General features: G+C 35.5%; 15 protein-coding genes. 4 read left to right on the top strand and 11 right to left on the bottom strand.

Translation table 11 applies throughout. The annotated features are described in order from the left end of the window. Nucleotides 1-151 precede the first annotated feature (151 nt). From ribD to SM124_RS18270, 3 genes are all read right to left on the bottom strand, one after another. The gene (gene ribD, locus SM124_RS18280) at nucleotides 152-1,243 is read right to left on the bottom strand and encodes a bifunctional diaminohydroxyphosphoribosylaminopyrimidine deaminase/5-amino-6-(5-phosphoribosylamino)uracil reductase RibD (RefSeq protein WP_322447967.1); all 1,092 of its coding nucleotides are present in this window, start codon (nucleotides 1,241-1,243) and stop codon (nucleotides 152-154) included. Then, the gene (locus SM124_RS18275; RefSeq protein WP_322447966.1) at nucleotides 1,236-1,991 is read right to left on the bottom strand and encodes a GTP cyclohydrolase II; all 756 of its coding nucleotides are present in this window, start codon (nucleotides 1,989-1,991) and stop codon (nucleotides 1,236-1,238) included. The genes ribD and SM124_RS18275 overlap by 8 nt, the downstream gene beginning before the upstream one ends. 68 nt (nucleotides 1,992-2,059) lie before the next feature. Then, nucleotides 2,060-2,848, bottom strand: coding sequence for a DODA-type extradiol aromatic ring-opening family dioxygenase (locus tag SM124_RS18270; RefSeq protein ID WP_322447965.1), 789 nt, complete (start codon nucleotides 2,846-2,848; stop codon nucleotides 2,060-2,062). A gap of 204 nt (nucleotides 2,849-3,052) precedes the next feature. Between SM124_RS18270 and SM124_RS18265 the strand changes: the two genes are divergently transcribed. Next, a complete protein-coding gene (locus tag SM124_RS18265) occupies nucleotides 3,053-3,592 on the top strand; it encodes a helix-turn-helix domain-containing protein (protein WP_322447964.1) in 540 nt (179 codons plus the stop codon). A gap of 56 nt (nucleotides 3,593-3,648) precedes the next feature. Here SM124_RS18265 and SM124_RS18260 read toward each other — a convergent pair whose 3' ends face one another. Together SM124_RS18260 and SM124_RS18255 are read right to left on the bottom strand one after the other, a co-directional pair. Further along, complete coding sequence (locus tag SM124_RS18260) at nucleotides 3,649-4,110, bottom strand: SRPBCC family protein (protein WP_322447963.1); 462 nt, start codon at nucleotides 4,108-4,110, stop codon at nucleotides 3,649-3,651. Between the two features lie 124 nt (nucleotides 4,111-4,234). Continuing rightward, nucleotides 4,235-4,852: a DUF3298 and DUF4163 domain-containing protein gene (locus SM124_RS18255; protein ID WP_322447962.1), complete on the bottom strand. Its 618-nt coding sequence runs from the start codon at nucleotides 4,850-4,852 to the stop codon at nucleotides 4,235-4,237. Nucleotides 4,853-5,413: 561 nt separating this feature from the next. Here SM124_RS18255 and SM124_RS18250 point away from each other — a divergent pair. Next, nucleotides 5,414-6,274, top strand: a complete 861-nt coding sequence (locus SM124_RS18250) for a DMT family transporter (RefSeq protein WP_322447961.1) — start codon at nucleotides 5,414-5,416, stop codon at nucleotides 6,272-6,274. Nucleotides 6,275-6,329: 55 nt separating this feature from the next. On the opposite strand, the gene SM124_RS18245 is transcribed toward SM124_RS18250, so the two are convergent. Both SM124_RS18245 and SM124_RS18240 read right to left on the bottom strand, forming a co-directional pair. Continuing rightward, nucleotides 6,330-7,571, bottom strand: coding sequence for a glycosyltransferase family 2 protein (locus SM124_RS18245; RefSeq protein WP_322447960.1), 1,242 nt, complete (start codon nucleotides 7,569-7,571; stop codon nucleotides 6,330-6,332). A gap of 2 nt (nucleotides 7,572-7,573) precedes the next feature. Continuing rightward, complete coding sequence (locus SM124_RS18240) at nucleotides 7,574-9,493, bottom strand: DUF2334 domain-containing protein (RefSeq protein ID WP_322447959.1); 1,920 nt, start codon at nucleotides 9,491-9,493, stop codon at nucleotides 7,574-7,576. A gap of 200 nt (nucleotides 9,494-9,693) precedes the next feature. Between SM124_RS18240 and SM124_RS18235 the strand changes: the two genes are divergently transcribed. After that, nucleotides 9,694-10,227, top strand: coding sequence for a GNAT family N-acetyltransferase (locus SM124_RS18235; protein ID WP_322447958.1), 534 nt, complete (start codon nucleotides 9,694-9,696; stop codon nucleotides 10,225-10,227). A 48-nt stretch (nucleotides 10,228-10,275) separates the two neighbouring features. On the opposite strand, the gene SM124_RS18230 is transcribed toward SM124_RS18235, so the two are convergent. From SM124_RS18230 to SM124_RS18220, 3 genes are all read right to left on the bottom strand, one after another. Beyond that, nucleotides 10,276-11,274 (bottom strand): inorganic phosphate transporter, encoded by a 999-nt coding sequence (locus SM124_RS18230; protein WP_322447957.1) that lies wholly within the window; start codon nucleotides 11,272-11,274, stop codon nucleotides 10,276-10,278. Between the two features lie 11 nt (nucleotides 11,275-11,285). After that, nucleotides 11,286-11,903, bottom strand: a complete 618-nt coding sequence (locus SM124_RS18225; protein ID WP_322447956.1) for a DUF47 domain-containing protein — start codon at nucleotides 11,901-11,903, stop codon at nucleotides 11,286-11,288. A 255-nt stretch (nucleotides 11,904-12,158) separates the two neighbouring features. Continuing rightward, on the bottom strand, nucleotides 12,159-13,688 hold the full coding sequence (locus tag SM124_RS18220) for a DHA2 family efflux MFS transporter permease subunit (RefSeq protein WP_322447955.1): 1,530 nt from the start codon (nucleotides 13,686-13,688) through the stop codon (nucleotides 12,159-12,161). Nucleotides 13,689-13,876: 188 nt separating this feature from the next. Between SM124_RS18220 and SM124_RS18215 the strand changes: the two genes are divergently transcribed. Next, nucleotides 13,877-14,764 carry a TetR/AcrR family transcriptional regulator gene (locus tag SM124_RS18215; protein ID WP_322447954.1) on the top strand — a complete coding sequence of 296 codons (888 nt, stop codon included), beginning with the start codon at nucleotides 13,877-13,879 and terminating at the stop codon, nucleotides 14,762-14,764. 74 nt (nucleotides 14,765-14,838) lie between these two features. Here the strand turns inward: SM124_RS18215 and SM124_RS18210 are convergent, their stop codons facing one another. Next, the gene (locus SM124_RS18210) at nucleotides 14,839-15,822 is read right to left on the bottom strand and encodes an NHL repeat-containing protein (protein WP_322447953.1); all 984 of its coding nucleotides are present in this window, start codon (nucleotides 15,820-15,822) and stop codon (nucleotides 14,839-14,841) included. Between the last annotated feature and the right edge of the window lie 199 nt (nucleotides 15,823-16,021).

Below are 16,021 nucleotides of genomic sequence, written 5' to 3'. Positions count from 1 at the left end.
CCTTCCCCTCCAATCAACTCAGTGCTTTATACTAAATAAAAAAGGAAGTGGAGAAAAAAGTTTTCTCTACTTCCTTTTTTTTAGAAACATATTAGACAACCCCATTGCTTTAATAACCTATCCCACATTAACTAAAGTTCATCTAACTATCTTACATTTTATAGTCAGGATAACCGACAAATTTGAAGTCTTTTCCTATACTTTCAACTGTTACATCTATTAACTCAACAGCATTCCGCATCATTTCAACCCCTGTGCCCTCTAAAAATGTTGGAGAATGCTGGCCACCAATTAGTTTTGGAGCCATGTATAGAATCACTTTATCGATTAATTGATTTTCTAAAAAAGCAGCGTTTATTCCGCCACCACCTTCAATTAATAGGCTTGAGATTTGTTTTTCACCTAAAAGCTTTACTACTTCACAAGGATTAACTCGCTTACCAGATGTATGAAATATGTTGACACCCATTGATTCTAATTGCCTTTTCTTGTCTTTATCGTAGTTCTCGCCAGTAAAAATCCAAGTTTCAGCCTCCTGGTCTGTCACTAGCTTTGAATCTAAAGGGATTCGTAAAGATGAATCCATCACCACTCGAATTGGATTTCTACCGTTCGGAATTCTAGTTGTTAATGAAGGATTGTCTGCTATTACTGTATTGACTCCAACTAGAATGGCCATATTTTGATTTCTCAGTAGATGAACATCTTCTCGTGCCTTTTCGGAAGTGATCCACTTGCTATCAGAAGTATGTGTAGCAATTTTTCCATCTAACGTAGTCCCCGATTTTAGTGTTACAAAGGGCAATTTCTCAACGATAAACTTATTAAAGACCTCGTTCATTTGCTGAGATTCTTTCTCCTTTATGCCGACAATGACTTCAATCCCAGCATCTTTAAGAATCTTTACCCCATTACCAGACACAACTGGGTTTGGGTCTAGCGTTGCAATGACCACCTTCTTAATTCCAGCCTCAACGATAGCAACCGCGCATGGTCCCGTCCTACCATAATGAGAACATGGTTCTAGCGTAACATAGATGGTCCCGCCTTTTGCTAAATCACCGGCCATTCGAAGAGCATGGATTTCGGCATGTGGCTCCCCAGCCTTCATATGTGCCCCTACACCTACTATGCGATTATCGTTAACAATAACAGAACCCACTAACGGGTTTGGATCCGTCTGCCCTTTCATCGCTATAGCATTTTGTAGTGCTAAATCCATATAGAATTCATGATTAGTCATTTGGACAATTTCCCTCTTCCTCTAAGTGACCTGAGCGCTTAATTTTTGTCTGAAGATAATTCTCATTGTATTCAGACACATCTCCCCACAACGGCTTTCGCTCTGAAACCTTCAAACCAGATTTCTTCAACGCTTCTAATTTCTTAGGATTATTCGTCATTAAAGTCACTGGTTTTGTTCTTAATGCTTTAAGAACCTCTATCGCATCCTCATAATTTCTTGAATCATCTACAAAGCCAAGACTTTCATTTGCGTCAACGGTATCATAACCATTTTCCTGAAGGACATATGCCATAGCCTTACTAAAAAGTCCGATCCCTCTCCCCTCATGGTTGGCCAGATAAAATAAAGCACCCGTTCCGTGCTCAACAATCATTTTCATCGATTGTTTTAATTGGTATCCGCAATCACATCTTTTACTGCCAAAGATATCTCCAGTATGGCAGATTGAGTGCATTCTGATAATCGCTTCATCTGCATAAGAGAAATCTCCATAAGCTAACACGCTTGATTGCTGCAATTCAGCTAAATTAGCTGACGATAATTTCTCAATAATCCGTTCAAAGTCTTCTGTTACCTCGTCACAGTTTAACCAGCAGTACCACTTAAAATTAACTGTTTCTCCGTACAGATTTACAGGTAATTTAATTGGACCAACTAAATAAATTGCCCCTTTATTCGTTTTAATCAGTTGAATTTTATCCTCTAGTACCGAAAGAACCTTCGAATTGAACTTTGTTTGCGTCATGTATATGCCCCTTTTTCTACGCTGTTTTCTTTATAGTATGAGTTAATCTTCTACATTACATTTGTGTCTTACTTTAATTCTCCAAACTGCCACACACTGTGACTCAAATTCCCGTATCGGTAACTACGATGTAGAAGAATTGAGGTTTTTTCTTGGTCTGCTGCTCCCATTGCATAATAAATAGGAATAAAGTGTTCCTTCCCAAACGGTGGAACAGCATGTTGTGCTGCAGGTGCCAAGGTTTCATAGTTAAATAAGGATTCAAGGTCCCAGCTACTTAGTTTTTCTTCTAACCATTGATCAAAATCAAGTGCCCATTGGTCAACTTCTGTTCTTCCATCCATTCGTACAGCTCTAAGATTGTGGACTGTCCCCCCACTTGCAATGATTAGAATGTTTTTTTCTCTTAAATGAGCTAAAGATTTACCTATCTTATATTGCTCTGCTGGGCTGAGTGAAGGGTTTACCGACATTGAAATAACTGGGATATCTGCTTTTGAATAAATCCTTCGAAGAACAACCCAAGCACCATGATCTAAACCACGTGATGTATTGGTTTCACAAGGGATGCCTTCTGTAGCTAGTAAATCTTCAATTTCTGTACTAACTTTTGAGTCACCTTTAGCTGGGTATTTAATTTGGTACAATTCTTCTGGGAAACCACCGAAATCATATATGGTATCAAATTCTGATACGTTACTTATTTTTTGAACATCTGATTCCCAGTGAGCAGAAAACAAAACGATAGCTTTGGGTTTTGGGAGTTTTGTGCCTAAAGATTCTAAAAATCTAGTATATTCGTTATTCTCTATAGCTAATAGAGGAGCTCCATGTGCGATAAAAAAAGATGGTAGCATTTCATCCTCTCCTTTATATTCCTATATTTCTTACTTTTATTTAAATAACTTTGTTTACTAAAAACCAACTTAATAAAAGAAAAGCCCCTGTGTTTCCTAATATGAAAATTAATTACCTATAAGATAACAACTCGCACTATAGAATGTCAATTTTTTATGCTAATATATACATATGTTTTTTATTAGGAAACCAAAGGTGATTACATGGACATAGGTACGAAAATACGCGCAATTAGAAATAGAAAAAAAATTACTATAGCCCAAATGTGTGATGCAACGGGTCTTTCAAAAGGCTTTATTAGTAATGTAGAGAATAATAATACTTCTCCTTCCATTAATACGCTAGCAACGATCGCAAAGTATTTAGGAGTCCCTCTGCCATATTTGTTGTTAGAGAAAGAACAGCATATGCGAGTAGTACGAAAAACTGAGAGAACCTATTCTACTTTTAACAACTTGAAAATTGAGCATTTGTCCTCTAAAGGTGGTATGAGAATGATGATTGTAGATCTTCCAGCTGGAGAATCAATAGGAGAACCTCATTCACACGAGGGAGAAGAATGTCATTTAGTACTTGAGGGTAAAATCCTTGCGGAGCAAGGAGAAGACTCTTTCATACTTGAAGAAGGAGACTCATTTAGTTGGAATGCGAGTGTTCCTCACTATGCAAAAAATATTGGAGATGGTACAGCTAAAATTCTGATTTCAGTCTATTCGGATACAGGATTAAATGATGTGCTATAAAATCAAAAAGGGACTTAGGATAGAATTCTCCTCCTACGTCCCTATGTTCTTTTAAATCAATTTTGTTCACTTTCTTCTAGACTTTCTTTTTCAAGGATGTCTTTAATTTTTTTCAAATCTTTATTATTGGCTCTTTTCATCATTTGAGACATAAAAGGAGTAAAAAACCTAGAGAAGCCAGTTGGATTTCCCTTGTTCCTAAGAGTCATACGTGTCAGATTATCTTCAATCACTTCCCATGTATATATTGTTTCCATAGGAAATGGTCCGTTTGCCGTTCTCATAACGAGCTTTTTACCAGGTACAAACTCTACTACTTCATAGACATAAGCAAGTGTTCGCCCTAAAAAATTGGCTTTAAATGCAATTTGTGAACCTAATTTTAATGGTTTCGGGGTCTTCCATTCGACTGATTTAATATTTACATACCACTTAGGTGCGTGATCGGGATTTGCTGCATACTCAGAAACCTTGTTTAGAGAACTCCGAATTTTTATTTCTGTCAAAACATCTACCATGCCTACCTCCGACTAACTGATTTTTTATAAATTCTAAAATTCCCCATAAGTATAACATTCGAAATAGGAGTAAGATCAATAATCCTGTTAAAAGCATTATTAAGATACCCTTTGAATTTAAGTTTTAATTAGCGACCATCCGCCCAAGTGGACCGTCCTCATCAATAATATCCTGCAAATCATATACAGAAATCGGGAACATTGGAAATCCATAAGCATATGGGGTGATTTCATAAAGCTGAAAATAGACAATGATGGACTTGTCTGCAATATAGAATTCCTGATTCGGTCTAATATCTTTGAACTCGACAAGCAGTGGAATTTCTCTTTGTTTAATTTGTTTCGAGATAATATCTGACAGTCTTCTCACATAATCGCTACCTGGTTTAAATAAATCTTTGAGTTTATAGAGTTCCCCTTTATTAAGGTCAAACGTTAAAGACTTAATAATAGTTAGTCCGTGAGCAGCATGGTAGTGATAAGTATAGTTGGATAGTGACAAGCTTAGCACTTCTCGCTGATTATTCTTTACTTCATAATATCCAATCATATCGACAACGGTGGAATCCACCGCTCCTACTTGTTCATTAATAAGTTGTTGCACTTGGTTGATAATGGTTTGATTAATAAAGTGCTGTACAGGCTGATTCTGCATTCTCATTACACGAGGAAAATAAATGTATTTATTCTGCCCGCTACTAACCTTTAATGTTTCTATACTAACTGGAAAATTCACAGACACTTGAACCATCCTTTTTTAGGTTTTAACGTATCGTATTCATTCGATGAGGGATAGGTACATAGTCAATCTGTCATTACAACCATGGTATTAGTAACTTTGTATCTTGGAAGCATTTATATTATTCTAATGTCGCTATCTGCTAGAAAACTAATTAATCAATCTCCTATCCACATTGTTAAGGATGGAGAGATCCTTTATAAGAAGTTAAAAAAACAAGAATATCCATTGATGTTTTACTAGAAGAATTAAGAAAAGAAAAAGTAAAGTCCTGTTATAACCATTCTAGCTTGTGGTAATTTTAAACAGTTAAACAATATAGTTCCTTTCACTCTCTTTTGATACCATATCCCTAATTGTCTATGTTTTAATGAACGATCAATGTTATGAACAACATTGATGTAATTGACATTTTGATACAACTATTGTAAAATTTTTCTATTATATAATATATAACTGTTAAACTGCAGGTACTTATCTGCTCTCAGTTAAATGAGCCGGTTTTCATACTCTCTTAAGAGTATAGTAAACCGGCTCTTTTATTTTTTAAGGAGATGTTAAACAATGAAAAGAGGTATTATTTATAGCTTAATATCAGTTACATTAGTCTCGTTGAATCCATTAATCCTGAAGTTTTCATTAAACCACATGTCACCTATTAAGAGTGCTTTGATTACATCTTTGTTTTCCCTTATCTTCTGTATGATTTTAATGAATTGGAGAGACTTTTCTATATCCATCCTTAAACAAAAAACTTTATTTTTTGTTGGTCTCTCTAACTCATTAGGGTTAATTGCACTTTTTGAATCCCTTAACCTGATTGGCCCCATATTAGTAGGAATGATTGGACAACTCTACCTACCAGCAACTATTATCTTTTCTGCCATATTATTAAAAGAGATCATCTCATTTAAACAGTTTTTACTCATTGTAAGCATGGCATTAGGAAATGTGCTTTTTATGTACAATCCTGATTCTTCCCAAATTAATCTTGTAGGTATAGCTTTATGCATTCTTTATATCTCTTTCTTTGCCATTTGTAACACACTTATTAAAAAGTTAACGACACAACATAATGAAAAGAATATTTTATTTGGCAATCTTCTTTATACTGTTTTTTTTCTTTTAATTTACTCTTTTACACAAGAAAAAATCACAACTAGCATTAAAGTTGAAGGTCTAATCCTTCTTGCTATTACAGCACTATGTGGTGGATTCCTGGGTCAGTTATTTTATTATAAAGCAATTCAAAAAATCCCCTTTGTTCTAACCAATTCTTTAAACGCATTACAACCAATCATGATTGCACTATTTTCTTGGAGTTACTTTCCCCAACAATTAAATATACTAAACTCTTTTGGGGCTTTGTTAGTTTTTGTGACAGTACTTACACTTTCAATAGGTTATAGAAAGACTAAAAGTTAAAGCGGAAAGCTTAATAAACTAATTTAAATAAAAATAATTAAGTAAGTCGAGAAAATCAAGAACCAGACACATCTTCAATTCTGATAGATCGGGTATGGATTGTGTGGTTCCATGTTTTATTTTTACTTGTAAATAACCCAATTAGCGTAATCGGAAACCAAGTGAATTGAAAGACTGGAAACAGAAATAATCCTAGATATGCCTTCCATGGCCTTCTCTCAACAAGCATTACAAGTGGAAACTGTAAAAACAAGGCTAAATTAAGCACAATCCATCCCCAATCAGGAATCATTTTTAACAATTCAAACTGGGTATATAGTGGAGTTGCTAACTGCAAGTATGACATAACCCAAACAGCAGCAATAAATAGAAATCGAATCGGCTGAAACAAGTACATGGCAGCATCAAACTGTGCAAACTTACGTGTTTGAATAGCTTTGATTAAAAGTGGCTTCATATATCTTCTAGCACAATCAGTATGCCCTCTCATCCAACGTATACGCTGTCTAATGGAGCTAATAAGTGAAATTGGTTTTTCATCGTAGACAATAGCCTGATTTGCCCAAGTAGGATAAATATCATTAGCGATACATCGAGCAGTAAATTCTACATCTTCTGTGAGTGAAGTTGCATTCCATCCCATTTCCTTTAGGAGTTTCATCTCAAAACACATTCCTGTTCCGGAAAGGGTACTAGCCATTCCCCAATTATGTCTGGCCTGTTGCCACATACGGTTGATAAACCAATAAGTAATCGCATAAGAGAGAGAAACCCAAGAGTCATATGGATTCTTCGTATCTACATAGCTTTGAATGACTTGATGACCGTCCATAAGCTTATTGTTCATTTCTATTAGGAAGTTTCTGCTGATCAAATTGTCTGCATCAAAAACAACTACAGCATCAAATTGTCTTTCTCTTCTCCATAACTTTTCTAACATCCACTCCATAGCGAACCCTTTACCTCGATTAATCTCATCATACCTCTCCATAGCATGAACATTATGTGATTTTGCAATTAGAGCAGTATTGTCCGTGCAGTTATCACATATCACAAATACTTCATACAACTCTTTTGGATAATCTAAATTATTAAGATTCTCAAGGAGCGGAGAAATCACTTTTTCTTCGTTATGTGCTGCAACAAGGATAGCAAATGATTTATTTGGGTTATGTTCCTCGAGATGTTCAATTTTTTTCTTTTTAAAACCGGCAAAACTTATGATTAACTGGTAAATACTGACTGAAAAAATAATAACTTGAAATACATTTGCTACAATAATAAAAAACTGCTGCATGTTTACTTTCCTCTCGACGGTCTATCTTCTCTAAAAGAAAGGGCAATGTCTAGAACATATCTTGTTTCATCATATGATCCAATATCAGTCTTCCCATTGCCGTCAAAATCAGCAACAACTCCGACCCTACCTTTTCCCCCAGCCCAAGGACCAAAATCATTTTCTATAAGCTTGAACTGTTGATTCCCCTCATTTTCATAAACTTGCCAAACTCCTGTCTTTGGCGTATAGAGGATTAAGTCACTTTTACCATCTCCATTTGGATCACCTACCAACAGCTGTTCCTTAGGAGTAACGTCAATACCTTTAATTAGATGTGGATTTGTAAATTTACCATCCCCCTTATAATGAAGAATAGAGAAGGATCGATTTTTAGCTGATACGCAAAGGATGCCATCAAAACCCTTGTCTTGGAACCTCCCAATGTAAAGAGTAGATTCCTCTGGTAAATACGTATCTACATTAATAGAAAGTTGATTATTAACAATACGAATTACCTGAATTCTTTCCTTGTTCTGGGCCAACAACCCTGTACCCCCCTCATATTGAAAAGGATTCAGGGAACTAAGATTAACTGGAAGCTTACCTAATAAGACAGGCTCCATGAAATGCGATGTATTGGCCCAACTCACACGAAGGTCCCCTGAGTTCTTATTGTAGGCTACTAGGTCTGCCTTTCCATCTTGATTAAGATCAGCAAGTAGAAGCTGTTCCTCATCTACAAAGGATTCCTTAAGCCAAATTTCCGCTTCATTCTGTGGGCGATTTCGAGGCCATTTATAGGTTCCAGGTATCACCAGGATACGATGCTCCTCTCGTACAACCACATCTTCATGCCCTTTCCCAAATACGTCACCAATTAATAATTGTTGTGTTACACTTGTCGGCACTTTAATACGGTGAGCTGGAGTAAACGGGACGATATCGTGTATGGACATCCAGCGGTACCCTTCTTCTAAAAATCCATGTACTAATTGGTGAAGATACGACTTAGTTCCATCTTCTTTATACTTATAGACTGGCAGACCATCCTTAACTTGCATTTTCCCGTCCGGTTCTAACACCGGTTCAAGGAAAGGGAATTCTAAAAATGGATGATAATATAAAGAGGCTAAGCCATCTTCCTTTTCAGCTTTCGATAAAATCTGATTAACAGATTTACTATCAGTAACATATTTAAATGGTGCAGGTACATAGATTGAACCTAGACTATTTTGACCGTATGTATTGATAGTGTCATAGACATTCATATCTTTTAATGAACGGAGGGAATACATATCAGGCTGATATAAAATTCCAATGTAGGACCTGAATACCTTTTCCTGTTCACGAGTATTCCTATAATGTGGTGATTCCCAAAATGCTGGTTGCAAACCATTCTTCTCAAAAGCCGCAAGACTAAGACTAATCCTTTCTGCTGCATATGAGGTTTTTTTCGTTTCTGGTACTCCTTTCACATGAAATTCGTTTCCAATTCCCGAATGGTGACTTTCGTCTTCCCTAACGGTATCCCCGTATTGATGGGTATATCCATGCATACCCAATACTCCACCTTTTTGTGCAGCTTCTTTTAAGATATTAATAAAAGCTGTTACAAGGGGATCTGGACTAGGGTCGTCTATCCCTCTTTCTTGCCAGGTACCATCTGATTCTAACTTCTTCATCCTAGGAATAACGGTTATGTGAAACGGAATCCGTTCTGATTCTATGTATCGGACAACCGCGCGGAGTTTGCCCAAATCCTCTTGACTAGCATAGTCACCACCTGGTCCAACATCCTCTAAACGAATTATGGCATGATGCTTATTTAGGTTTGGAAAGGTATTTTCTCCTATATACGTTAATTGAAGTATGTAAACGACAGCACCAATGATTGCTGTGCTCACAATCAACCCTAGTCGTTTCCACAATCTTTTCTTCAACTTTAGTCCTCCATTTTCCCTTATTAATATCAATTGTTGATTTATACGACTAGTCTTATTTAACTAAAATTAAGTCTATTGGAAATTATATCATTTAACAGTTAACCGTTACTATGATAGTTTTTAAGATAAATAACTTAGTTAATTTTTTATTTCCTATTATAATAATTTTGTAAGATTATATATTGGAGGAAACATGAATGATGAATCTAGTTTACGAAGTCTTATCTGAAGAAGAGATAGAACAATGTAGAGATGCCTGTAATGAATTAATGGCTTTTCAAAAGTCAAAAGCCCACATAACACCAGAGTTGTTTGATTCCATGAATTTTGAAACTCGCATGGTGCCTTCCGTCCAAAAGGCCATACATAATTACATAGTGGTAGTAAAAGATGAAGATAGAATTGTAGGATATGTATACTCCAATATTTCTCACAAAGAGACATACTCAAATGAATTTGCAACTTTTTTTGATCCTTCATCAGTAAACGGGGCAAATGTAGGGTGTCTTTCCCAATTTTACATTAAAAAAGAATACAGACAATACGGTATAGGTTCTACTCTATTCAATATGTCCATGGAGTGGTTAAAACAATTTAAGGATATAGAAGATTATTTTATTTTTGTCTCAAATGGTAATTATGATGCTTTGGAATTTTACAAGCGTAAAGGATTTACAGTAAGTCATGCTATTTTAAATGGTTTTATAACTGTTTTACGAAGTGGAAAATAGATAAAAGGCGCCTTCAACTGAAAGCGCCTTTTGTGATAAATTAATCTATTAAAAGAATAAATTTAGAATAAAATAAAACAGTGCCGCTAATGCTGCCGAAATCGGTAAAGTGATTACCCATGTGATCAACATCGTTTTTGCTGTTCCCCACTTAACCCCTTTGACACGATGTGCTGCACCAACCCCCATGATAGAGGAAGAAATAACGTGTGTTGTACTTACTGGTAAGTGAATAAAGGTAGCTCCAAAGATAATTCCTGCACCTGTTAAATCAGCAGCAACTCCATTTACAGGTCTAATTTTCATGATCTTACCGCCAACGGTCTTAATAATTCTCCAACCACCTACTGATGTACCTATCCCCATAGCAAGAGCACAAGACACTTGTACCCATGTCTGGATATCATCAGATGTTTGATAATTATTAACAATTAGAGCCATTGTAATAATCCCCATTGCTTTTTGAGCATCATTTGTACCATGTGTATACGATTGTAATGCTGCTGTAGCAATTTGAAGCTTACGAAAATTCCGGTTTGTTTTTGTAAGATTATTGTTTTTAAATACGACCTTGAAAATACTATATACGATATAACCTAATACTAAAGCTAGTATTGGTGAGAAAATTAATGCTTGGAGAATTTTTAAGAATCCACCATAATTTAATGCATTAAAACCAGCCGCAGCAATGGCAGCACCTGCAATGGAACCAATCAAGGCATGTGAAGAACTACTTGGAATACCGTAATACCAAGTAATTAAGTTCCAAGCTATCGCTGCAAGTAAAGCTGCAAGGATAACAAGTGATCCGTTGCCCAAAGTAAAAGGGTCCACAATATCTTTTGTAATGGTTTTAGCTACACCTGTAAATGACATTGCCCCTACGAAGTTCATGACGGCTGCTAAAATAATAGCATGTCTTGGTTTTAGAGCCTTTGTTGAAACGGATGTTGCAATTGCATTGGCTGTGTCGTGAAACCCATTTATAAAGTCAAACGCCAGAGCACCAATAACAATGAGAACGGTTAATATTAATATGGTATCCATCGTCTTACTCCTTAGGCGTTCTTCATGATGATTGTTTCAAATGTGTTCGCAACATTTTGGCAATAATCAGCAATCTTTTCAAGTTCCTCATAAATCTCTTTATACTGAATAATTCGGATTGCATCTTTTTCTACATGGAATAGATTTTTAATGGATTGACGGAGTACCCCATCACATTTTGATTCATAATCTTTGATTTTAATTGCATGTTCACGCATTTGAAGTAATTTTTTACTAGATAATAATTCAATAGCTAAATCAATTTCAGCTGCGCAACTACGAATCGCATCTACAAACTTCAGCATATAGTCATCTGCTTTAGTAATAGAGTACATATCGAATAAAGCCGCTGTATGCTCTAAACCATCTAATACGTCATCCATACTCATAGCAAGGGATAAAATATCTTCACGCTCAAGCGGAGTAATAAAAGCATTATTTAAATCTTGGATAACCGTATGAACTAATTTATCTCCTTTTGTTTCATAATCTTTCATCTTCTCATAAAAGATTTTCAGGTCATTAACATTATTTAATTTGTAATCAGCAAAGAAATTAGCTGCTTCCTTCAAGTTTGCTGAAATATTACTTAAATGTACCGAGAACTTGTCCTTTTTATTGAAAACCATTTCCAATAACCCCCACATTTTTTCCAAGAAATATAAAACCAAGAAAACTAGATAATAATATCAAAAAATGTCGAATCTTAAAAGTATCTTCACAAAATATTTACAATAACTTAACAAAAATCACCTTTACTTATTAATATTTTTTACGAAATATAATAAAATTACCCAAAACCATCATAAGCATTTTTTATAAAGTTTCTATTTTCTTCACAGAAATTAACCAGCACATAAACAGTGCTGGTTAACTCTCTCACCTTAATTTTCTGCTAACTTTGGTTCTAGTTTTTCAGGAACTGGTTTTTCAACTGTTTTATCTTCCGCTTGCTTTACTCGTTTAATAAAGAATGCAAGAACAAATGCAACTGCTGCAATAAAAGTAGCAACTAGGAATGAATAATTAATTCCCTCTAACATTGCTTTCATAGCTATTTCTTGTTTCAATTGAGCTAATGCAGCTTCCGTCGGTTGACCAGTTAAATTTTTCATAGCTTCTTCACCTAATGTTTTCGCCTCTGATTCTGTTCGATTAGACATGATTGTTACTAATAAGGCTGTACCAATCGCACCAGAAACTTGGTTAAGTGTGTTATTCATGGCTGTACCATGTGGATAGAAGCGAGGTGGTAACTGATTTAAACCATTTGTTGACACCGGCATCATAACCATGGACATACCGAACATTCGAATGGCATGTAAAACCATTAAGTGCGTATAACTGGTTTCAAATGTTAACTGACTAAACATATATGTCGTCACTGTCATTATGGCTAACCCAATAAGAGCTAGAATACGACCACCATACTTATCAAATAATTTACCTGTCACAGGAGACATTAAAGCCATCGCAAGAGCCCCAGGAAGCATCATAAGTCCTGCATCAAATGGAGATATCCCTCGAATGGTTTGAACGTAAATAGGAATTAGAAGCATTCCCGAGAACATCGCCATATTAAGAACCATTGTAATAGCTGATGATAAGGCGAACATAGGATATTTATAGATGCTAAAGTTTAGCATTGGTCTTTCAATTTTAGATTGACGAACGATAAATGTTACTAATGAGATAATCCCCACAATAATAGTTCCATACACTAAAGGACTATCCCATCCTTTATTTCCTGCTGAACTGAAACCATAAAGAATTCCACCAAAACCCACACTCGATAGTATTAAGGATAATAAGTCTAGACTAATATCTACTTTTTCTTTTTTATCCTTAAGTAGGAAAAAGCCAATTAATAGCACAACTACGGAAATTGGAGTAACGAAATGGAACAGCATTCTCCAATCATAGTGTTCAATAATCCAACCAGATAACGTTGGACCAATTGCAGGTGCAGCCATTAAGATTAATCCAAAAATCCCCATTGCTGTACCACGTTTTTCTATCGGAAAACTTACTAACATAACGTTCATTAATAAAGGCATCATGATCGCTGAACCAGAAGCCTGCAGCATGCGTCCTGTTAAAAGAATAGGGAAAACATGTGCAACCCCTGCAATTAATGTCCCGATTGTAAACAAGGACATCGCCACTATAAATAGACGGCGGACTGAGTACTTTTGAATTAAAAACGCAGTAGTTGGAATTAATATTCCATTAACAAGCATAAAACCGGTAGTCAACCACTGTACAGTCGTTGCTTCAATATTTAGGTCAGCCATAATGGAAGGTAGAGCTATATTTAATAAAGTATTATTTAAAAATGCAATAAAAGCCCCAATCATTAGAATACCAATAATACCATACGGTGGACGATTGGATTGTTTCATCGTTTGATCCATTTTGTTACCCCCCTTATACATTAAGTACAATTTTTTGTACTTTCATTTCACATAGACATTATATTATACCATGAGTATAAGTATTGCAATTAAAAAATATCCCATTTGCAAAAGGGTTTGTATAATCACAAAATATACTGTACTATGACTTTTATACACATAGTCTAATTAAGTTGTAGGTGATAATAATGAACAATAGAAAACAACATGTCATAAAAATGGCACATCAATTATTTATCGACAAAGGCTTCCAAGCCACGTCCATTCAAGACATATTGGACTATAGTGGCATTTCAAAAGGAACTTTTTATAACTACTTTTCATCAAAAAATGAGTTACTTATTGCTCTTTTTAGAATGATTTATAAAAAGCTTGAAAAAGAACGTAATGAGTTACTAATTGGGCAAGACCCTTCTGATATTCATATCTTCATCGAGCAAATTAACTTGCATTTGATGGCAAATAGAACAAATAAATTACTTACCCTTTTCGAAGAAGTACTTGTCTCAAATGATGATGAATTGAAGCAATATATTAAAAAAGGGCAATTGAGAACACTTCGTTGGTTATACGAACGATTTGTTGACCTTTTTGGAGAAACTAAGAGACCTTACTTATTGGATTGCGCCATTATGTTCTTAGGAATTTTACACCATAATCTAAAATATTATTCAATGGCTCATGGACCAAATTCTAATATTAAAGAAATCGTACGCTATAGTGTAGGTCGGATTGTGAAAGTAGTTCAGGAGGTTTCTGAAGCTGAAGAACAGTTAATTGAGCCAGAATTATTAGACACTTGGTTTCCGGATTGCACGAACCCTGACCATTTGTTACAGCAAGAAATTTTCCATACTGTATTAATATTGAAGAAGACTATTAACACACATGAAGATCAGGCAAAGTATATAGAATTATTAGATTTTATTCAAAACGAACTTTTACACTCTAAGCCCCCACGGAGGTTTGTGATAGAGAGTGCACTTGCTTCATTAGGAGAAAGTAAGTTACTAAACGAAAACAAGTCTACTGAGAAACTTGGCAAGTTAGTTTCTGAATTTTTTTCTGTAATATAGGAATAAGAAAAGATCCTAATCGTCAATGATTAGGATCTTTTTTAGCAACCTTAACCTATCAAAATGCAGACAAACTATATTCCAAAATATGCAAGTGTTTCTGGATCTGTACTATTAAAGGTCAAATACCATGGCTGTCCTAAAGGTCCACCTTCAATAGCTGGAGGTACTAAAACATCAAACATTTTTGTCCCTATATCATAAAGTCGGACAGCCCCCGTATTAGGTCCATCAGGAGCCCCTGTTTCAGTAAATGGTCCTGTAATAGGAACATAAAGTTTTGCTTCCGGTCCGAATAATAGTGCCTGTGCAAAGGCACGTGGCTCTCCAACCTCGTAAAGGTCAATCTTATCAATGTATTCCCCAGTAATACCATTAAAAATTAGTATTTTATCCGTGTCATTTTCATCCGCACGAAAGCTAGTAATATAAAGATTACCATCAGGTCCGAACACCAAGCCTTCAGGGCGATGAAGATTATTTTGAAGGTCACTTTCAATAAATACCCCTAGAAACTCCCCTGTATCTCGGTTAAAACGAAGTACCCAACCACTTAAAGGATCAACTATATTAAAACCAGAAACAAATACATTACCATCTGGCCCTATAACCACTCCTCTAGGATAAAAGTTTTCACTAAACCCAGATTTATCGAGTACTCCTAGAAATTCCCCTGTTACACCATTATATCTACGTATTTCACCTGGCTGGTCATTTGCATCAATAAAATCAGCTACATACAGGACGTTGTTATCTGTAAGTATAATACCCCTAGGTGCAAACGGAGCTCCTTCCCCCTCTGAACTAACTAGCTCGTTAAGAAATTCACCTGTTTGACCGCTAAACTCTAACACGTTTCCATTTTCATCTGTACCTACATTCTGATTGGAAACAAAAAGATTTCCTGCTAAATTAAACAAAATTCCTCGGGGGCCATTCAAGCCACCGCTTCCAGAAGGAACAAAACTACCAAAATACTGACCTGTTCTTGCATCAAAACGCTTTACTGTATTATCACTGCCATCGCCAATGTAAAGAAACTCTCTTGCAAAGCCCATAAAAAAATCTCCCTTCTATATTAAATTTAAGTAAGATAATTCTACTTAATTTAATCTATGGTAAAGGGAGCATTTCGGTATGGACAAACTCTTTGATAAATTCACACATTTTTTAATAATAGTAGAAGTATAATTTTACTTTCAATCTGTATTTCTTCACTTGTTCTCAAAAGCGAGTCTTAATAATTAATTTCTCATG

Source organism: Robertmurraya mangrovi (assembly GCF_034427655.1).
Classification (GTDB): Bacteria; Bacillota; Bacilli; order Bacillales; family Cytobacillaceae; genus Robertmurraya_A; species Robertmurraya_A mangrovi.
The sequence above is the reverse complement of the archived record's forward strand: the minus strand, read 5'-3'. Positions and strand labels throughout refer to the sequence as shown.